The organism is Pseudoalteromonas sp. MMG024, assembly GCF_021654175.1.
GTDB lineage: Bacteria > Pseudomonadota > Gammaproteobacteria > Enterobacterales > Alteromonadaceae > Pseudoalteromonas.
The window spans coordinates 73,463-94,664 of record NZ_JAKFZO010000006.1 but is presented as its reverse complement, the minus strand read 5'-3'; the positions used below and the strand labels follow the sequence as shown (position 1 = coordinate 94,664).

Genomic DNA, 21,202 nt, shown 5'->3' with positions numbered 1-21,202 from the left:
CATAAACCCTCTAACTTAGAGCCAGTTCTAAATTAGTGCACACGCACATAAAAAGCGAAAAAGCTTAAAAACTATCAACGGAGAAAACAATGAAACTTTCTGGTTTATTTAAAGTGAGCATGGTTGCATCAGCACTTACTCTTGCAGGTTGTGGCGGCGATATCAATATTACACCAACTACAGTCGATAACAGCGTAGACAACTCTGTAACAAACCCAGGTGGTTCAAATCCAGACCCAATTTCATGTGCAACGTATACGCTTGACGGTGCATCGTTCACAGGTGAAGCAGACGGCGTAAACTGTGTTTACAGCCAAGCATTTGCAAGTAACGCAAAAGACATCACAAGCTCTTTCGTAATCCCAGCGCTTGAAGATAACGGCGCACATATTTTCGAAGGCGCGTTATTTATTGGTGAAGACATCGATACGTCAACGGGCGCAACCATTGATGATAATGGTCCAACACTGTCAATTGAAGCGGGCGCAACTATTGCGTTCACTAAGCCAGAAAGCTTTATCCGTATTGCACGTGGTGCAAATATCGAAGCAATTGGTGAAGTAGACAAGCCAATCGTATTTACCTCTATTTCAGAGATTGATGGCGATGAGTCAACAACAGCACAAATTGGTGACTGGGGTGGTATTCAAGTAAATGGTCGCGGTCATTCAATTCGTTGTACTGCAGACGCTGCAAGCCAAGACCTATGTAACCACCCAGCAGAAGGTATCGTGTCTTATTATGGCGGTAACGACCCGCAAGATAACAGCGGTATTTTAAAGCATATTGTTATCAAATACGCAGGTTTCGGTGTTGAAGGTGATGAACTTAACGGTTTAACGCTTAACGCGGTAGGTTCAGGCACTACAATCGATTACGTTCACGTTCACAACGGCTTCGATGACGGTATCGAGCTATTCGGTGGTTCAGTGAACCTTAAGCACATTGTTGTAACAGAAACTGGCGATGACGGTATTGACTGGGATGAGGGTTGGAAAGGCATGGGCCAATACATCCTTGTTCACTCAAAAGAATACGGTAACCACGGCTTTGAAACTGACGGTGCGAAAAAAGATCCGCTTTCAGGTGATGGCCAAGGCTTGGTAACAACAGTATCAAACCCAATTATTGCTAACGCAACAGTTGTTGCAACTGGATCTGCAGGTGCAGAAGGCCGCCGTGACGGAGCTGGCATGGAAATGAAAGAATGGGGTAAAGTGCAAATGGCAAATATCCTGTTTGCCAACTCGTCTACAGAAGCTGGAGCAGGCTGTTTAGATTTATTTAACGATAAAGATTTATCAGGTGCAGCGGGTGTTCATGCAAACGCGAAAAATGGCGATATTTCATTTGAAAGCGCGATTTTTGCATGTGGTCTTAACTTTGAAGAAATTGACACTCCGTTAACGGGTGAATTAGCTGATTTCGATATCGCAGCGTGGTTTGCGGCAGGTAACAACAACCAAACGATTGGCTTTGCTAACTTTGAAAACATTTTTGCAGCAGATGGCGTATCTACTAAATCGGCAATGATGGATAAAGACGGCAACGCTGTGACAGTTGTTGCAAAAGACATGAGCGAAGTCAATCCGTTCTTTGATAACGCCGGTTTTGTTGGCGCAATTCAAGAAGGTGCAACAGGCGATTGGGCAGAATTTGTTAAAGCGTCGCTAGAGCGCGCTGGTCACTAATCTAAGCCAAGTAGTGAGTTTAGGTGTGGCGTTAGCCACACCTCTTTATAAAAACTATAGGTTTAGAGGATTATATAATGAAACCAAAAAAGCAGTTTAAAGCTAATTTAGTTACGCTTTCGGTGCTTTGTGCGTTTTCGTCATTTTCCTCTGTTGCAGATGAGAATGAACAGGCACAAGTACAAAAGGAAATTGAAGAAGTTGTTGCAACCGCAAGCCGTTTAAAAGGCAGCGCAAGTGCAGTAATTGAAGAGCGTAAAAACCAAGCTTTCGTTGCCGACATTATGGGTGCTGAGCAAATTTCACGTACCGGTGATTCAGATGCTGCATCTGCGCTTCGTCGTGTAACAGGTTTAAGCTTAGTAAACGATAAATTTATTTATGTACGTGGTTTAGGTGAGCGTTACTCAAGCGTTCGATTAAATGGCGCATCTGTACCGAGCCCAGATTTAACGCGTAGCGTTATTCCACTTGATATCTTCCCATCAAGCATTATCGAGTCACTTTCAGTACAAAAAGCCTATTCACCAAATATGCCAGCGGCGTTCGGTGGTGGTGACGTAAATATTCGTACTAAAAGCATTCCTGATGATCGCGTGTTTAAAGTGGATATCGGTGCAAGCTATAAAGACACCAATGATGAAGGTTACACCTACGAAGGTGGCAGCGATGATTGGTTAGGTACCGACGACGGCACACGTGCTATGCCTGGTACGGTGCGTGCTGCACTTAATCGTTATGTTAACGGTTTATCGGATATTTCTATTCGAAACATTCGTGATATTGAGTCAAAAGTGCTTGGTGAAGATATCGGTCAAGAAGCTGCGGTTGCGTTAAACAAAGATCTGATTAAAGCACTGCCACGTGATTATGGATTACAAGAAGAAAGCTTAAATCCAGATTTTGGTATTAAAGCAGTTTATGGTGACCGTTTTGACGATGTATTGGGTTTTGGCGGGTCGCTTGGCTTTTTGGCAAGCGTTGCATATGACAATGAGTGGTCTAATTCAAATGAGTTTGGTGCCGTATTATCGTCAGCCGATGCAGCCAAGGCAGCGCAGTGTTCAACAAAAACTTTTGCCTGTTATTCGGCTAAAAATGAAAAGCAAACTACCAAAAATAATATCAAGCTAAATACCGCTTTAAATTTAGGTTATAAACTTGATGGCCATGAATTAACGGCAACATACATGAAACTTCGTGATACGGAAGACGAAGCGTCAGTTGCTATTTATCAAGAGCCATCAAAATCATTAAGCATTGATGATGGTCAAGTTCAGCGCAGTCATACAACGTCATTTGAAGAGCGTGAATTAGATATTCTTCAAGTTCGCGGTCAGCATAACTTAACATGGAGTATATTAGATGGCGTTGGTGTAGATTGGCATTATACCGATTCGACAGCGACGACAGAAATTCCAGGTGAACTTGAAATCACCGTGCGCGATGAGTATCAAGACGGTCAATACCAACGTACCTTCTATAATGGCTCACTCGGTGGTAACCCGTATTTATATCGCTTTGTTGATATGGAAGATCAGGTTGAAAACTGGGGCGTAAATGTAAACAAGGTATTTTACTTTGATGGTTCTGACATTGAGCTTTCAGGTGGTGGTTACTTTATAGAAAAAGCGCGTGATTATCGCACTGACTTCTTTAATTACCGCTTTGCCCAAACTCAGCAAGTAGAACTCGCTCAAAGTGAAGATGATGCATTAAACATTGGCAGTTTCTTTAGTAACGATAGCACAGTAGATAACACAGATGTTGAACTACTATTCCAAGAGCCAACAGCTGATGACTACTTAGCAGCGCAAATGATTGACGCATATTTTGGTGCATTCGATTACACCATTAATAACAACTGGCGTTTAAGCGGCGGTGTGCGTTATGAAGATTTCCGTCAAGTAGCGTTAGCGTTTTCACGAAGTGCATTTGACCCTGCATTACTTGAAGATAAGCTAAGCAGCGAAGCAATTGAACAAGCGACCGTAATGGAAGACGACTACTTTGGTTCACTTTCAATGACGTACAGTCAAGAAAGCTACCAAGTACGTTTTGGTTACGGCAACACGGTTGTTCGCCCAGATCTACGCGAACTTACGCCTGTTCAATATCAAGACCCACTAACTGATTATCGTACCCTTGGTAATCCGTACTTAGAGTCAAGTTACCTTGATAACTTTGACACGCGTGTGGAATTTTACCTAGATAACGGTGATAACTACTCAATTGGTGCATTCTATAAAGATATTGATAGCCCAATTGAAGCATTACTTACTGAAAGTGATGGTCGTTTTACGCTGCAATTTGATAACGCAGACAACGCAGTTGTTTACGGTATTGAAGCAGAGTGGATGACAGAACTGAGTGCCGATATGTTAGGTGGTGCGTTCTTTACATCAGGTAACTTAACGGTAAGCGATTCTGAAGTAACTATTTTAGAGAGTCAGCGCGGCGATTTAACAAATCTTAAACGTCGAATGACAGGTCACTCTAAGTACGTTGCAAACGTTCAGCTTAACTATGATTCTCACAATGGTAATCATCAAGCGTCCGTTATCTACAATGTATTTGGTGACCGTATTCTTGCGGCTGGTGTTAATAACTTTGACGATGCATACGAGCAACCAATCAACTCGTTAGACCTTGTATATAGTTATTATCCAAACTTTAACTCAACGATTACGTTCAAAGTTAAAAACCTACTAGGTCAAGACTTTGAAGTTGAGCAAAATGACGTATTGATTCGTCAAAAAGAAATGCCAACGGAAATCAGCTTAGACTTCTCATACGAGTTCTAACAACATAGACTTTCAACTAAACCTAGCGTATTAATTTACCTAGCCAAAAAGCTCAACTTCGGTTGGGCTTTTTTTTATGATTTTTATTCAACAAAGTCTTTTATACGGTAGATTTCTAGAAGTCTAAATGATAGATTCAAATTTCTGCACTTTGTAGAACATTAATAACTCTCACGCATCAAAGTTATTACATTTTATTTAGGAATTAGAATTATGTTAAAAGTTGGTTTAGTCGGTTGGCGTGGTATGGTTGGCTCCGTATTAATGGAGCGTATGCAACAAGAAGGTGATTTTACGAAAATTGATGCGACCTTTTTCACCACCTCACAAACCGGCCAACTTGGACCTGATATCGCAGGTGACGCAAAACCATTATTAGACGCAAATGATATCAATGAGTTGGCTAAAATGGACGTGGTACTCACGTGTCAGGGCGGCGATTATACCAAAGCTGTGTACCCAGGATTACGTGAAACCGGTTGGAATGGTTACTGGATTGATGCTGCATCTGCACTACGTATGGCTGATGACAGTATTATTGTATTAGATCCTGTAAACCTTGATGTAATTAAACAAGGGTTAGAGCAGGGGGTTAAAACCTTTGTTGGCGGTAACTGTACTGTTTCACTTATGCTTCTTGCTTTAGGTGGCTTGTTTGAGCAAGACCTTATTGAGTGGGTAAGTCCAATGACTTACCAAGCAGCATCGGGTGCAGGCGCGCGTAATATGAAAGAACTTATCGCGCAAATGGGTGAAATTCATCACGAAGTAGCCGACAAACTTGATCCTGCATCGGCGATTTTAGAAGTGGATAAACTCGTCTCTGAAAAAATTAAATCAGACACTTTGCCAACCGACCAATTTGGTGTGCCGTTAGCTGGCAGTTTAATTCCATGGATTGATGTGCCAATGCCTTCAGGTCAAAGTAAAGAAGAATGGAAAGCGGAAGTTGAAGCAAACAAGATTTTAGGTAGCAATAAGCAGCCTATTCCAGTTGATGGATTGTGCGTGAGAATTGGCGCTATGCGCTGTCATTCACAGGCGATGACAATCAAATTGAAAAAAGACATTTCTGTTGAAGAAGTTGAATCAATTTTAGCGTCACATAATCAGTGGGTTAAAGTTGTACCTAACGAACGTGAAGTAACAAGTAAAGAACTTACGCCAGTTAATGTAACCGGGACATTATCTATTCCCGTAGGTCGTATTCGTAAATTATCAATGGGCCCAGAATATATAAGTGCGTTCACGGTCGGCGATCAGTTGCTTTGGGGTGCTGCGGAGCCACTGCGTAGAATGTTACGCATCATTACTGATTAATATTAATCATCTCTTGTTTAAAGCCATCTGCGGGTGGCTTTTTTGTACCTTTAATTCAAAAAGCAAATATCTAGACGTATAATTTACTTTCTAAGTACTTGTTTATATGTAGAATAAAACTATACCTATTCTAAATTAGAGACTCGTATGTTGATAAGGCAGGCAACACTTGAAGATTCAGTGGCCATAAGTGAACTGATTTAGTTGCGCAGAACAGAATCAAAGTCCGTGAAGCCTTTGTCCACTCTCATCAGTTCAAACTAGATATTATTGACTATGATGAGTCAAACCAAGGCAAATACCATAATATGTTTAATCTTAATAGAATAAAGTCATGGTAAACCCAGATGGCCAATAAAGTTTAACTTAAATAAATTTTGATATTGAAAACAGATGTTAAATAACTTTTTAAGTTTCTACTTTTAGAAACGCTCTGACTTTACTTTAAAATATATCAGTTACTTTAAATTTCTCTACTTACAGAATTACTTAATCATGAGGTGAGGTATTCCAAATCTCATAGGGGTGCCTGAGATTCTCGTTTTAAGTGGCAACGATCACGGGTACAAGGAAATAGACACATTATGACGCAAAACACCTAATTTAACATAACGTACATTATAAGATCTTTTGTTTGCAGTGCCATTGCTTATCAACCTATACCAATTCTTTAGTGCAATTGTCTAATTATGTTCTTAACTATATAAAGAATAAACTATTTTATAAATTACGTTTTACATGAGTGACATAAAAAAACAACGTCAATTACTCAGCATGGTTATTGTAACTGCTATTGCGCTTACATTTGTCTCACTGTATTTTTATAGTCAGGTTGATAAGCAATGGCGTTTGTATTCAACTAATGCACAGCAAGTATACTCATTACATGACACGCTTATACAAAAATGGGATACGGCGGATTCATTCATAATTTTAAAAATTTAGTATTACGTAAAGACGTTGATCGTTACCTGCCATTACTTAATCAAAACCTACAAGACATAAAGTCTACTTTAGAAAGGCTTAAGCAGTTTAATCAGTATACGCCTGAGTCAATTAATATCATTAGCAAAACGGTTAATGCCTACGAACAAAAGCTAAATGTCGTTTTAGTTATGGTTAGCCAAGGTAAAACCAGTGAACAAATTGATGCTGTAGTTAAAGTTAATGATTTACCCGCACTTAAAGCGCTTGCACAGTTTGATAGTGAACTTAAATCTAGTTTAATCAGCGCAACAAGCACCATTAACCAAGGTACGCAGGTGTCTGTGTTTTTACCATTAGCGCAAAGAAAAAAAATACGCTGGTGAGTGAAGAACAAACAATTACCCACCCGATTTAAAGCACCTATCAATTTTAATAGCGGAAGATAACGCACTTAACACCGTTATTATCAAAGCTATGATGGAGGAAACTAATGCAACACTTCTCTTTGTCACTAACGGCGCTGATGCTGTTGAGCAATTTACAGCGTTATCACCCGATTTAATTTTAATGGATATTCAAATGCCAAAAATGGATGGCATGGAAGCGTGTCGTCGTATAAAAAGCGAAAATGCCGACGTGCCAATCATTGCGATAACGGCAAATGTGATGAAAAACGATGTATTGAACAATCACCGCATCGGCTTCAACAGCCACATCGCTAAGCCAATTGATAAAAACGTGTTGTATAAAACCTTACAAGGCTTTGTTGATAACTCAAATGTACTGGATGACTAAGAGTCGTAAGTTTCTTGTATCGCTTTGATATGCTTAATGTGTTGTTCAGATGCAGCATCAATATTGTTGAATTGGCTTTCTAACATGCCTGTGCTTACGCCTACTGCGATTATAAGTGCTGATGCAATCGTAACGGATACCTTGGTGGTACGAGAGGTATTAGTAAAGAAATAATAAACGAGCCAAAGCAGAAATAAGTAAACAACAATCTGCCAAGCATAATTAAAAAGGGATTGAACTAAATCCATAGTATGTACTTCTTTACTGATCGTGAAGTTATTCTATCAAGAAGCGAATTTAAATTCCTATTTATTTTTGCTCGCTTTATTAGCTAAGAATTTTCCAAAGAGATTGAGTAACAAAACAAACAGAATTACTACAGAGAGTAACGCAAGTAATTTCATAATAAGCACTGACTATTTATTCATAGATTCTACAAAACTACCCTACTTATTTTCACTTTACTAGTTTTAGCGTTAAATACATTTGCGTGTGTAAATTAGATATAGGTATTAGAAAATGAACTATTTATGAAGTGTTAATAGCGTATTGCCAAATAAGTGGCAGTGTATAAATTAAGCAAAGTGGTTTTTTTGAAATATAGAATTCGTTTTTATGATTGTGAATTTTGGCAAATTCTCTACAATATACTCTTTTAAATGCGTCGTTAATCATCTCAATTACTATTGATTGAGGTTACTGGCTATCGTTCAGCCATATTTAGGAAGTAACATGATTTCCAAAGAAGCCACTCTTGTAAAAGAAGCGCTTATTGCTAAGGGGTTAGAAACACCTCTCAAAGACGTAGGCCTTAGTTCAGAACAAAAATATGACAAACTAAAAGGCTTATTTACTGAAGTTGTTGATACACTTGGGCTTGATCTTAATGATGATAGCCTAGCCGAAACGCCACATCGCATTGCCAAAATGTATGTGCATGAGATTTTTTCGGGACTTGATTACGAAACCTTTCCAAAAATTGCGTTAATTGAAAATAAAATGCAAGTAGATGAAATGGTTAAAGTGAATAATATTTCACTGACGAGTACCTGTGAGCATCATTTTGTTACCATCGATGGTTATGCCAAGGTCGCTTATATTCCAAATGACAAGATTATTGGTCTGTCTAAAATCAATCGTATTGTGCGTTTTTTTGCTAAGCGTCCTCAAGTACAAGAGCGATTAACTCAGCAAATACTCATTGCATTACAAGCCTTGCTTGAGACTGACAATGTCGCAGTATCAATTAATGCAACTCACTATTGTGTTAAAAGTCGCGGTGTTATGGATGCCACATCTGAAACATCAACCACTGCATTAGGTGGTGATTTCAAAACCAACAGCAATACTCGCGCTGAATTTCTTGCGAATTAACACAAAAAAAAGGTGTGATTAAAAATCACACCTTTTTTAATTGAATACAATTCAACTTTAGCTTGCAGTATTGATGCTTTTCACAAACTCAGTTACTGGCATACCATTACACGTAAGTGCTTTTACATTCTTGCTGCGTTTAGCAACAGCTTTAACACCTAACTTAGCCGCTTTTGCACATAATTGCGTCGCATCACTGTCATCTACTAAATTAAACTCTTGCGTTGAGTTTTGATTTTCTTTTTGCGTTTTAGCAAAGGTTTTAAGTGAAACGCCATTACATGCGATATCTGAATAATGTTCGCTGATAAATACGCCCTGCTCTTTTGCAAATGCTTTAGCAGCTTGAAATCCATTCGTTTTGGCTACATTACATACAGAAGTATAGAATGTATCTTTAGACACATCGTTGCTTGCAAAGGCAAATGACGACACAGTGAGAGTAAGTACTGAAATTAACTTAAGCATAATATAGCTCCTAAATGAATTTTTATCGAATTATATACACTAAATTTAGTTTAACAATGGAAAATATAGCCAAAACCAAACTATCTACAAATTAAACTAACCCCGTGATCATTAAGCTCACATCATTAACAATTTGTTTTCATGTTGACGATGAAATTGGCAAGCTAAAGGTGAACGATTTGTACAAAGTATTTAAGTTAACCATTTTGATAATAAGCGTCTGGTCTTTTAATGTTGCAGCGAGTAGTTATTGTGATAACACTCGCCCTGACTCACATATTCAGAAAAATACTGTTACGGTAATGAGCGCCAACATCGCCCACGGGCGCGGTACCAATTTCTCTCAGCTAACCAGCTCAATTGAGCAAATTAAAACAAATTTAAACGCGATTGCGACAAAGGTGAATCAAATTAATCCCGATATTGTCGCGTTTCAAGAAATTGACAAAGCGTCTTGGTGGAGTGGTCAATTTAGTCATGTGGATTACTTATTAAAACGAACAAATTTTCAAAATTACGTCGCTACGAGTCACGTAAATGCTTGGTGGGGAAATTATGGAACCGCGCTTTTTTCAAAACTTGCGCTTATAAATTGTGATGGCGTTACGTTTGCCCCAAGTTGGCCTACAACTAATAAAGGCTTTAGTTACGCTAGGGTAACTCTACATAAGCAAACTCAACATATCATTGTGGTTTCGTTGCATTTAGATTTCTCGAGATCATCAGTACGTAATAAGCAAATAAAGGAACTTCTTACCAAACTTAAAGATTTGAACGCCCCTATTATAATTATGGGCGACTTTAATACCGATTGGCGTTGGCAAAATTCAATCGTTAAAACCTTATCAGATAACTATGGCTTACGTATTTATAACGCACATTCAAATAAACTAAATACCTTTGGCGCAAAAAGACTCGATTGGATAATGGTATCTAAACACTTTACTTTTAAGTCATATTACAATGTTAAAGACGCTTTATCGGATCATGTCTTTGTTGTTGCGGAGCTAGAATTCAGTGAGCTCTAAAATAAGCATTAAACTAAGTACATTACTATTATGTTTATCTACGTTTGCCCACGGAGCTATGCCGCTTGAGGTAAAATTTTTAATAAACGAGATAAAACAAAGCGATTGTTTATTTATACGTAACGGCGTTTCCCATTCTGCGAAACGTGCCGCTGAGCACCTAACATTAAAATATAATAATGGAAAATCATACGCACAAAACGGCAGATCCTTTATTAAAAACCTCGCAACTAAAAGCGCGTGGACGGGTATAGCCTACAAGATAAAATGTCCTAATAAAGAAGCTGTTAAAAGTAATAACTGGTTAAATAACAAACTACTTAATTTTAATAAATCAACGCAAAACCGCTAAATTACTTGCATTGCCAGTATATTGCTGTATAGTCCACCAACTCCGGCAAGCGCTGTGTTTTGGGACTTTATCAGCCAATCGTCGGAATGAACGCTAAATTACGCGTTAACTGTGTGACGAGGTAAAGACCAAACATAACTAAAATAGCTAACGCTATTTGGGTGCTATATGCTGCCATGTATATTTCTACATTTTGGCCTCTACCTCCGTGTATATTATTTAGGCGAAAGCCGCAAAAAAGTTGAGTAGTAGATGTCAAACGACAAAATTTTATTCGAAGAACTAAACCTTCCTACCCCTATTCTAAGTGCAATTACAGAACTCGGTTTTGTAGAGCCAACTCCAATCCAACAACAGTCAATTCCGGCATTATTAGCAGGTAAAGATGTACTAGGTGAAGCGCAAACAGGTACAGGTAAAACTGCAGCATTTGGTTTACCACTACTAGCACGCCTAGATGCAAACCTAAACGCACCACAAATGTTAGTGGTATGTCCTACACGTGAGCTTGCTATTCAGGTAGCAGAAGCAATTACAGATTTCGCTAAAAACATTCGCGGTTTAAATATTGCGACTGTTTACGGTGGTCAATCTTATACTATCCAAAACCGTGACCTAAAACGTGGCCCACAAATTGTTGTTGGTACACCAGGTCGTATGATGGATCACATTGAAAAAGGTCGTTTAAACCTAGACAACCTAAAAGCGTGTGTACTAGATGAAGCAGACGAAATGCTTAACATGGGCTTCCTAGACGATATTGAATGGATCTTAGACCATGTGCCAGAAGATACGCAGATGGCGTTCTTCTCTGCAACTATGCCAGCACCTATTAAAAAAATTACGTCTCAGTTCTTAACTGATCCTGTTCACGTTAAAATTGCTGTTGAAAAACAAGCAAAAGCTAACATCACACAACGTGCATGGCGTGTAGGTGCTATTGGTAAAACAGCGGGTTTAGAGCGTATTGCAGAAGTTGTTGATTACGATGCAATGATTGTTTTCGTACGTACGCGTAACGACACGCTAACGCTAGCCGAGCACCTTGTAAACAAGGGCTTCAAAGCAGCAGCTCTAAATGGTGATATGCAGCAGCAAGACCGTGAACGCATCGTTGACCAACTTAAAAATGGTCGTATTCACATTCTAATTGCAACCGATGTTGTAGCACGTGGTCTTGACGTACCACGTATCAGCCACGTAATTAACTACGACTTACCGTTTGATAGTGAATCATATGTTCACCGTATCGGTCGTACTGGTCGTGCAGGTCGTGAAGGTGAAGCAATTTTATTTGCATCACACCGTGAAATGCGCCTTCTTAACCGTTTAGAGCGTGCAACTGAAGGTCAAATTACGCCATTTGAAATGCCTGATGCAAGCCAATTAAGCAAGCACCGCATTGAAAAAACAAAAGAAAAGCTACTAAGCGTTGCCGCAAGCCCGAACCTTGAGAAATACACTGAGGTACTTGCTAAGTTCACTGAAGAAAGTGAAATTACAACGGAACAATTAGCAGCTGCAATGTTGTATCAGCTACAGCAAAAACTACCACTATTCCCGCAAGCGGATCCGGTAGATAAGCGTGGCGCACGTGATGGTCGTCGTGAAGGTGGCCGTGAGCGCGGTGGCAGAGAAGGTCGTCGTGAAGGCGGTCGTGAACGTCGTAATCCAGGTGATTTCGCTACCTATAAATTTGCAGTTGGTCGTGCACAAGGTGTTAAACCAAGTGACATCGTTGGCGCAATTGCTAATGAAGTACGTATTAATTCTCGTGAAATCGGTAATATCAAACTGTTTGATAACCACTGTCACGTTGAATTACCAAAAACGTTGCCTAGCCAAGGTTTTGAAAAATTAAAGAACGTGACAATTCGTCGTCATAAAATCAACCCAAGCATTGTTGAAGGTGCAACGGGTCATTATGATTCTGAAAATCGTGGTAAGCGTCCACCTCGTAAACGCGAGCGCAGCAACGACGATCGTTCTATCAAAACATTTAAAAAGAAAAGCAGACCAAGAAGAGATGAGCGTTCAATGCCAACGTTTAACTAATTAAGGTTAGCTCCACAAAAAGCCATGCATTGCATGGCTTTTTTGTTATTAATCACTTACAAATTTCAACAACATAAAACGTGAAATAAACTATTTAGACGCTCATACTGTATATGAATTTAATTTAATGAATATGGCTGTTAGGTGAAATTTGCGTTTAGTATTTCATGCTTCAATTATTACATGTGCATTTGTGTTTTTGTCTGCTTGCAGCAGCATAACCAGCGGACAGCTATTTTCTAACTACACTGAACAACTCACCCCTGCGCGTAACGCGTTACAGAGCGCGAACATACAACAGGCTGCGAGTTTGTTACCAGCACATGCAGCAAATAACGTATCTCATACACTAGGTCAGCTTGAAAACGCCAGAGTGTTACAACTCTCTGAAAACTATACAGGCAGTAAAGTCGCATTTGAAAATGCTCTGCATCAAATTGATAAACAAAATTTTGCAGCAGATATTGAAATCAGTGAAGGACTGCAAACAACGGCGTCGTTTTTAACTAATGACAATGTAAGAGACTACCGCGTCCCCTATTTTGAACAGACTATGGTGCACACACTGCAATCGCTCAACTATGTCGCTTTAAATAATATAGAAGGTGCATTAGTAGAAGTTCGACGCGCTAATTTAGTACAGCAACAAGCACTTAAGAAAAACCAAGACGAATTAGAAAAAGCAGTAGCAAATACATCGTTAGACTTAAACGATCTATACAGTCGCTATCCAACCATGGACGATATGATTGGCTCGGTTAAAAACGGCTTTCAAAATGCGTTTACGTTTTATTTGTCAGGGTTTTTATACGAGGCAACGGGTGAGTACAATGCCGCTTATATCGATTACAAACGTGCAGTCGATATTTATCCTGAAAACACCTATTTACAGCAAGATATTTTGCGCTTAGCTAAATACCTTGCCTTTGATGACGAATATGAGTATTTCAAAGCGCGATTTGATGCTGACTTGCCGCAAACAAGGAATAACCAAGTGCCAGTGCTTGTGTTAATAGAACAAGGGTTAATTCCTGAAAAAACAGAATCGCGTATCGATTTGCCAATATTTACATCCCGCGATGATATTCGTTTTTATAGTGTGGCATTACCAAGTTATGTAAATAACAGCGAATATGCAGCGCCTTTATCTATTAATATTGGCGAGCAAACATTACAAAGCGAAACAATTGTTAAACTCTCTGCCCTTGCGGCAAAAGATTTAAAGGAGCGTATGCCCGGAATCGTAGCAAGGCAAATAACACGGCTTATCGCAAAAGAACAATTTAGAAAAAGCGCCGCACGCAATGGCGGTGATGTTGGCAATATTATCGCAACACTTTACAACCTTGCGAGCGAGCGTGCAGATACTCGTTCGTGGTTAACGCTTGCGAATAATTATCAAGTTGCAAAGACGTATCTTACAAACGGTGAGCATATGCTTTCGATTAATTTAAATGGAACAACACATTCCGTTTCGTTTTCAATAAACGGTAACAAACCCGTTTTAGTTAAGGTCGTAAACCTAGGTTCGACATTAAATACAACGGTTTATACGATATAGGTGATGAATATGAAGAACATAATTGGCATTTTAATTTTCTTTGCGTTGTTACAAGGTTGTGCCGGTAAGCCCGTTACATCTGGAACAGGAACCGACCAGATTACAGCAAATGATAATTGGCAGGCACATTTAAAAGTTGATAACCCGACACTTGCAAAACGACTAGTCATTTCAAATGTACTCACGCGTACAACTAATGGCCTGCTTGACGTAAATTTAGAATTAACCAGCAACTATAAAAAAACGCAAAACCTGCAATATCATTTTAATTGGTTTGATAAAGACGGCTTTGTAATTGAGCAAGGTAAAGAGCCGTGGAAGTCATTGCCGCTTCACGGCCATCAAGTTGTGAATTTAGGTGCCATTGCGCCAACAAAAGACGTTGTAAAATTTCGTTTGTATGTACGCGAAATCAACGAAACAATTTATCGCTTTTAGTAAATGACCTCTGTGCGAAAAATATTAAGGAATTACTATGAAAAAAAATTTAGTTACATTAAGCCTATTAACAACATTAGCGATTAGTGGGTGTGCAAACCGAGAAGTGGTTACATACGGCGATGCAACAGAAGTAGAAACAGTCGACATTGGTTTTGGTTCGACCGACTTACAAAAAGTAGCGGCAGAAATGACAGATTCGCTATTGGTTTCTGCTGCGATGAAAGAGTTTAGTCAAAATGGCAGACCTATCTTTTTCGTTGAACGTATCAAGAACAAAACCAGCGAACACATAGATACAGAATCAATTACAGACTCTATCTCAACTAAACTATTACGCTCTGGAAGCGTTCGCTTTGTAGATATGGCGCGTGTTGAAGCAGCCCGTGAGCAATTAACATTTCAGCAAGATGGTGGCATGGTAGATCAAAGTAAGGCGATTGCTTTTGGACAGCATGTTGGCGCTGAATATATGTTATATGGCAACCTTTCAAGCATTGTAAAGTTCAACAAAGACAAACAAGATGTTTATTACAAATTTACCATGCGCTTAATGGATCTTAAAACTGGCTTAGTTGAATGGGCGGATGAAACAGAGATCCGTAAAAATCGAGAGAAAAAACGTGTAGGTTGGTAATGATATGAATATACGAATTTTTGTCATAATTTCGACACTCGTTTTAGCTATAGTGAGTTTTCAAACGCTCAGTTATGAGCGTAATAAAGCGGTTCCCGTAGAAAAAGTGGTTTATGGCAAAGTAGAGACTATTCGCCATATTACAGAAACTGAACTAATTCGCGATAAATCAGCCGGTTGGAAACACTTTGGAGGTGCACTGATTGGTGGTGTTATTGGTAACCAATTTGGCGATGGCAGCGGTCAAGTTGCCGCAACCATATTGGGCTCAATCATTGGTGCGTCGATTACTAAAAATAATGTACAGAATTACAGCCAGCGCACTGTAAAGCTGATTGAAATGATGATTTTAACTGAAGATAAACAACGCGTTATGGTAATACAAGATTACGACAGCCACATGCAATTTAGCAAAGGGTCAACGGTGAGAATCGTTTATCTACAGTCAAATACTGTGCGTGTTGATACCGCTTACTAAATAAATTGAAAATATAAGATTGGAATTGCGGCGATTGCCAGTACAAGAATAAAGTACAATATGATGTCTTTATGAACAGATCCTTTGCCTTGTGATTTTGCCATTATTAAACTCCTTTTAATGTGACGTTATCATAAGTATAAACTACCTGAAAAGAAAGGGTTAAATATTCTTTTTTATTTGTAGCGCATTAGATATTAACTTGTTAATTAAGGTAATAATTAGCACCTTTACTAAACTAAGGTGCTAATTTTATTTTTAACTTTGAGCTTAATGCTTTACTTAAGTTTAATTTTTAAATTTGGTAACGCTGCTTCCAGTTCTATTTCATGACCTAAGCGCAACACTTTAAACGTTACTTTATCGCCACCTTTGAGTGAACGCATATAATTAAGAATATTAAGATAATTTTGTTCTTCACCCGTTAACATATGTGGGCCAATCGACAAAACAACATCCCCCCCTAAGATAATCGGATTATTATCGACAATTGCTGGTACAATCCCGCCTTTAAGCCCCAGCTTTTCCGCAAAACTTTGCGTTGTTACTTTTTCAACCAACAACCCTGCCCGTTGCGGAATATTTAACGCTGCAGCCATTACCGGTGTTAAAAATGTGTATTCAAAACCAAACCACACCATAGGTTGCGCGATTAAAATATCTTTAACCATTGCAGTGCTAGCTGCAAAGCCGAGACCTTCGTTACCACCAGAGCGTGATTGGATATAGCTGACAACACCAATTAATTCACCATTTTCCAAGAATAAGGGGCCGCCCGAATTGCCTTGGTTTATTGCAGCGTCTGTTTGAATAAATTCAATTTTATTAAATCCAGGTCGCTGATAAATGCGTTTGCCACTGAAGTGACCTACTGTTAATGTGTGTTCTAACCCATAAGGCGTACCAATAACAAACACCTCATTACCAATTTCAGCTTTATTTGAATCCCCCAGTTTTACAAACGGAAAATCTGTTTCGTTGCTGATCAATTTAATTAATGCAATATCCGCAGCTTCAAAGCTAGCCAATACTTTCGCTTTGTAAGTACCGCGTTCTTTTACCGTGACCGTAAGTTCATCTGCGCTATTTACTACGTGCGCCGCGGTTAATATCAAGCCTTGTTGATTTATCAGTGTGCCTGAGCCCAAGCTGCTTGCCGTTTTGGTCACTAACTTGTCGTCTTCCGCTCTTACTTCTTGGCTGTCTGAATAAATAATAACAACAGATTTATCGAGCTTTTTATAAAGGCTACTATAATCCTTTGAAAAAGCTGAAACACTGACAAGTACTAGCAATAATAACGCTGGCTTAAGTATATTTTTAAACACGACTATTCCTTAGGGTGTAATTGAGTCATGTTATTTTTGAGTGTAATGCGGTCAAAGTAAACAACTAATTTTCAAAACGTTATTTACTAAGTACGTTTATTGGAAATGAATAATAACAGAAATGGTTTATTGAAAATTAAAGTAGCGTGCTCAAAATCGTTTTGAGCACGCCACTGGATAGTAACTTATAAGCTCTTAGGGTAATCGACACCTAACCACGCTTTAAACAATGCTTTTTGTTTGCGAGACGGTTTTTTAACTAAACTAATCACCTTAGGGCTACTCGCTTTTTCACTCAGTACTAATTTAGTTGAATGTAAGGTGTCACGTCTAAAATAACTTACATCGATTGATTGACCTGGCTTAAAGCGTTTTAGATATTTATCAAATGGTTCGCTAATTCGTTTGCCGTTAATCGCAACAATAATATCGCTAGTAGTTAATCCTGCTTTCCATGCGCTTCCTTCGCGCTTAACCTTATTTATAAATACTTGGCCATCTTTATAATCACCATTTAAATCAGCACTTGCTTTAAAACTCACGCTTTTTGGATAATCAAATTTAAGGCCAACTGTGTTTAGCATGTCGTCAAAATTAAGCGTTGCGGGGCTATCGATATTTTGTTGCCACCACGCGGTGTAATCGTTGCCCGATACCGCCTTTAAAATCGCTTTTACATCACCGCTAGAGAATCCTTTTGGCAAGGCAAAATCTTGATAAAGCGCGCGATGTACATCGCGATAACTGACGTCACCATTACTATCTGAAATAAGTTTTACATCTAGTGCCCACGATAACAACGCACCTTCACTGTAAATATTGGTCGAAAAGTTAGTATCATGGTCGCCACCTTGATTTATCCATTTGTCAAAGCTGGTTTCAGATGCCGATTGGATGTCACGACCAGGACGTGCAAGATGTTTATTAATGTTTTTAGACAACCCCTTAAAGTATTCTTTCAACGTAATAATATCACCACGAATTAACAATAAGTCGTCAAAATAGCTGGTTGAGCCTTCCGCTACCCAAAGTAAATCTGTGTAATTATGGTCTGTATAGTTGTAAGGCGTTAAGCCTTGTGGGCGATACCCTTTTACATTCCAAGTGTGAACAAATTCGTGTGAAGCGGTGGTAATAAATCCTATGTAATCATCTCTTTCACGAAAAGAATCACGCTGACGTTGGATAATGGTTGAGTTGAGGTGTTCTGTCGCACCTCTTGCGCCACTTGTTGCATGTACCATAAATACGTAGCGTTTGTATGGGTAGGCGTGCCAAATATCTGAACCAGTTTTAACTAACTTTTTAAGGTCGGTGATCATTTTATCGGTATCGTAGTTACCCTCACCCCATACAACAAGTTCATAGTCGCGATCATCTACTTGCCATTTGAATAGCTTGTTAATACCGGTTTCAATGGGTGAATCAACAAGAATATCATAGTTATCTGCGACGAATTGATGTGCGTGTTCACCATTTTCCATACCTGATACACTGCGCCAATCAGTTGGTACTTTTAAGTCCACCGTTACTTTTTGGTCACGATAGGCTTCTGAAAACATAAAAAAGCCTGACGCATCAATAAATGCATGGCTATCATCAATATGACGAGAACGCATGCCTAATTCGTTTGCGTAAACTTGGTAGCTGATTTTTACTTTTTGGTTTGGTGTAGTGTTAATCTGCCAAGAATTAGAATCAATTTTTTGCCAATTTAACGCGTTACCGCTTTCGTCTTGCGCGCTAAATAATCGAATACCGTTTGCCATATCCAGCAATTCATAACGGCCTGTACGCCACGAAGGTAACTTCACAATTAATTGTTCTGAACCACTCGGAAACTCGGCGCTTACATTACCTAAATGATGTTCACCTTGTGCAATCGTTAGTTGATAATCAACCTTGGCGAATACCGGACTTGTATAAAATAATGACGCCGTAACAAACGGGAGAAAAGCAGGAATAAAACGTTTCATAATACCATTAAGCAAAGTAGAAAATTACGTAACCCTAGCAATTTTAACTTTTTAATACCAGCATCTGAGGTAGCCGCCTACTGTTTTAGTCTATATGTAACGTTATGAAAGTTTAAGTAACCATGAAGTAACAAAATGATTATAACCGTGAGGTATGATTATCATTAAATTAACAACAATCTACTTACAACAAAATCGCTATACCTTAGAAGATTCAAAACCTTAATCCAAATCATGACAACAATAGCTAAGCTAACTATTTAAGTTTTAAGTATTTAATCGAATAAGAACAAATTCTTAAAAAGCAACTATGCTTTAGTATAAGCATATTTTGACTCGAAATTGACAGCGCATTGAGATAAACTTCAACTGCTCAAAAGAAATAGGTAAAAATTACGGTGTCTCAGCAAGTTAGTATTCTACGCACAAAGTTAGACTCAGCAATCAAAGGGCGTAAACAACTCGAGCATGCTTATAAAGTACAAGTTGACTATTTAACTCAGTTTATCGCCAAACTATCGTTAGTTTGCAAAGGCTTGGACCTTGAATTAGATAATCGCTTAGCAAAGTATCGCAGTACGATTCAAAAAGGTGTTGATTACGAACAGTTAGTACCGCTACTAGAAGAGATCTCTAAACTATTTAAAGAGCAAGCCACTCGCGCAGAAACTAATCTAAAAGCATTACATCAAAGCGTCGATTCCGCTGGCAGAAAACTTCAGCGCCAAAAAGGATTGCCTGATGACTTGCGTCGTAATCTTCGCATTTTACTGACAAGTGATTTAGAAAATGTAAAAGCAACCACCGAGTTTATTCCCGTTTTAACGCGTCTTGTAGAAATTTACCATGCGGTATTAGAGAAAAAGCACAAAGCAGACAGCAGTGACGCCATTGCTGAATCAGCAGAGCTTGCACAAGAGTTACAAAATTTACTCAGTGAATTAGCGTTTGAAGGCGAAAGTGGTAAACGCATTGATTCAATAAAACAAAAAGTGTCACAGGAATTCAGCTTACCTGTACTACTTGACTGTTGCGTTGAAATTATTCGAATTATTGTTGAAACAATTTCACAAGAACGTGCCTCTGCACAAAAGTTCTTATTTGCAATCAACGAAACGCTAAGTTTATTGCAAGCGAGTTTAATGGAGTCGGTAAAACGCTCTAGCCAAATAAACTCGCAAATGGAAGATTTAAACGCGCAAATTCAGCACAAAATGCACACAATTAGCCAAGATGTTGATGAAGCCCAAAATATTACCACGTTAAAACAGCTTATTTCCGAAAAAATGGAATCGTTAACGGCTGATCTCGCGAATAAAGAGAAGCTAGAACAACAAGAACGCGAAGAGCTGGTCACTACGTTAAAAGAAATGGGTGAGCGTGTTAATAAACTCGAGAAAGAAACTGAGCAATATCAAGAGCGTCTAGCCGAGCAACGTTTTAAGAGTTTACAAGATAGCCTGACTCAATTGCCAAATCGCGCCGCGTTTGACGAGCGATTTGCGCTCGAATACAACACCTTTAAGCGCGACCATCACGACCTGTGTATTGTGGTTGCTGATATCGACCATTTTAAAGCGATTAATGATAATTACGGGCACAGCGCTGGCGATAAAACATTGCAAGTAGTGGCAAGAGCGCTCAAAAAAGCCATTCGTGTTACCGACTTTATCGCTCGCTTTGGTGGTGAAGAATTTGTCCTTATTATGCCCCATAGCAAGCTAGAGCAAATTTCGGTACCACTCGAAAAACTAAGGCGTTCCGTTAAGGCAATTCCATTTAAATTTAAACAAAAAGCAGTAACCATAACTATCTCTTTTGGTGCTACACAGTTAAAAGAAGGCGATTCAATGCAAGAAGCCTTCGACCGTGCAGACGAAGCCTTGTACCAAGCGAAGAACTCAGGGCGTGACCGCATTGTTCTAAAAAATTAGCTTGCTTAGTGATGATAAAAAACTATATTTAAATTA

General features: G+C 38.9%; 18 protein-coding genes. 14 read left to right on the top strand and 4 right to left on the bottom strand.

Translation table 11 applies throughout. From position 1 onward, the window contains the following. Window positions 1-89 precede the first annotated feature (89 nt). The 5 genes from L1068_RS07345 to L1068_RS07325 all read left to right on the top strand — a co-directional run bounded on the left by L1068_RS07345 (window position 90) and on the right by L1068_RS07325 (window position 7,537). Complete coding sequence (locus L1068_RS07345) at window positions 90-1,691, top strand: hypothetical protein (RefSeq protein ID WP_237129702.1); 1,602 nt, start codon at window positions 90-92, stop codon at window positions 1,689-1,691. Between the two features lie 77 nt (window positions 1,692-1,768). Then, the gene (locus L1068_RS07340) at window positions 1,769-4,495 is read left to right on the top strand and encodes a TonB-dependent receptor (protein WP_237129701.1); all 2,727 of its coding nucleotides are present in this window, start codon (window positions 1,769-1,771) and stop codon (window positions 4,493-4,495) included. A 213-nt stretch (window positions 4,496-4,708) separates the two neighbouring features. Beyond that, window positions 4,709-5,815 (top strand): aspartate-semialdehyde dehydrogenase, encoded by a 1,107-nt coding sequence (gene asd, locus L1068_RS07335; protein WP_237129700.1) that lies wholly within the window; start codon window positions 4,709-4,711, stop codon window positions 5,813-5,815. Between the two features lie 905 nt (window positions 5,816-6,720). Then, entirely contained in the window at window positions 6,721-7,125 is a 405-nt protein-coding gene (locus L1068_RS07330) for a hypothetical protein (RefSeq protein ID WP_237129699.1), read from the top strand. A gap of 43 nt (window positions 7,126-7,168) precedes the next feature. Next, the gene (locus tag L1068_RS07325; protein ID WP_343221894.1) at window positions 7,169-7,537 is read left to right on the top strand and encodes a response regulator; all 369 of its coding nucleotides are present in this window, start codon (window positions 7,169-7,171) and stop codon (window positions 7,535-7,537) included. Here the strand turns inward: L1068_RS07325 and L1068_RS07320 are convergent. Continuing rightward, window positions 7,534-7,785: a hypothetical protein gene (locus L1068_RS07320; protein WP_054978839.1), complete on the bottom strand. Its 252-nt coding sequence runs from the start codon at window positions 7,783-7,785 to the stop codon at window positions 7,534-7,536. The two genes, L1068_RS07325 and L1068_RS07320, sit on opposite strands and share 4 nt — an antisense overlap. A gap of 484 nt (window positions 7,786-8,269) precedes the next feature. On the opposite strand from L1068_RS07320, the gene folE reads away from it, so the two are divergent. Beyond that, window positions 8,270-8,911 carry a GTP cyclohydrolase I FolE gene (folE, locus tag L1068_RS07315; RefSeq protein WP_237129697.1) on the top strand — a complete coding sequence of 214 codons (642 nt, stop codon included), beginning with the start codon at window positions 8,270-8,272 and terminating at the stop codon, window positions 8,909-8,911. Between the two features lie 57 nt (window positions 8,912-8,968). On the opposite strand, the gene L1068_RS07310 is transcribed toward folE, so the two are convergent. Continuing rightward, a complete protein-coding gene (locus tag L1068_RS07310; RefSeq protein WP_237129696.1) occupies window positions 8,969-9,379 on the bottom strand; it encodes a hypothetical protein in 411 nt (136 codons plus the stop codon). A gap of 104 nt (window positions 9,380-9,483) precedes the next feature. Between L1068_RS07310 and L1068_RS07305 the strand changes: the two genes are divergently transcribed. The 7 genes from L1068_RS07305 (at window position 9,484) to L1068_RS07275 (ending at window position 15,928) form a co-directional block, all read left to right on the top strand. After that, window positions 9,484-10,407, top strand: a complete 924-nt coding sequence (locus tag L1068_RS07305; protein WP_237129695.1) for an endonuclease/exonuclease/phosphatase family protein — start codon at window positions 9,484-9,486, stop codon at window positions 10,405-10,407. A 58-nt stretch (window positions 10,408-10,465) separates the two neighbouring features. After that, the gene (locus L1068_RS07300; protein ID WP_237129807.1) at window positions 10,466-10,759 is read left to right on the top strand and encodes a DUF5329 family protein; all 294 of its coding nucleotides are present in this window, start codon (window positions 10,466-10,468) and stop codon (window positions 10,757-10,759) included. A gap of 252 nt (window positions 10,760-11,011) precedes the next feature. Further along, a complete protein-coding gene (locus L1068_RS07295; RefSeq protein WP_237129694.1) occupies window positions 11,012-12,814 on the top strand; it encodes a DEAD/DEAH box helicase in 1,803 nt (600 codons plus the stop codon). A 151-nt stretch (window positions 12,815-12,965) separates the two neighbouring features. Next, window positions 12,966-14,375, top strand: coding sequence for a hypothetical protein (locus tag L1068_RS07290; RefSeq protein WP_237129693.1), 1,410 nt, complete (start codon window positions 12,966-12,968; stop codon window positions 14,373-14,375). Between the two features lie 9 nt (window positions 14,376-14,384). Then, complete coding sequence (locus L1068_RS07285; protein ID WP_237129692.1) at window positions 14,385-14,813, top strand: YcfL family protein; 429 nt, start codon at window positions 14,385-14,387, stop codon at window positions 14,811-14,813. Between the two features lie 37 nt (window positions 14,814-14,850). Further along, entirely contained in the window at window positions 14,851-15,450 is a 600-nt protein-coding gene (gene lpoB / locus L1068_RS07280) for a penicillin-binding protein activator LpoB (protein ID WP_237129691.1), read from the top strand. A gap of 4 nt (window positions 15,451-15,454) precedes the next feature. After that, window positions 15,455-15,928: a glycine zipper 2TM domain-containing protein gene (locus L1068_RS07275; RefSeq protein WP_237129690.1), complete on the top strand. Its 474-nt coding sequence runs from the start codon at window positions 15,455-15,457 to the stop codon at window positions 15,926-15,928. 278 nt (window positions 15,929-16,206) lie between these two features. On the opposite strand, the gene L1068_RS07270 is transcribed toward L1068_RS07275, so the two are convergent. Further along, window positions 16,207-17,256 carry a trypsin-like peptidase domain-containing protein gene (locus tag L1068_RS07270; RefSeq protein ID WP_237129689.1) on the bottom strand — a complete coding sequence of 350 codons (1,050 nt, stop codon included), beginning with the start codon at window positions 17,254-17,256 and terminating at the stop codon, window positions 16,207-16,209. A 185-nt stretch (window positions 17,257-17,441) separates the two neighbouring features. Then, a complete protein-coding gene (locus L1068_RS07265) occupies window positions 17,442-19,232 on the bottom strand; it encodes a PDZ domain-containing protein (RefSeq protein ID WP_237129688.1) in 1,791 nt (596 codons plus the stop codon). A gap of 398 nt (window positions 19,233-19,630) precedes the next feature. Between L1068_RS07265 and L1068_RS22130 the strand changes: the two genes are divergently transcribed. Then, on the top strand, window positions 19,631-21,166 hold the full coding sequence (locus L1068_RS22130; protein ID WP_237129687.1) for a diguanylate cyclase: 1,536 nt from the start codon (window positions 19,631-19,633) through the stop codon (window positions 21,164-21,166). The last annotated feature ends 36 nt before the right edge of the window (window positions 21,167-21,202 follow it).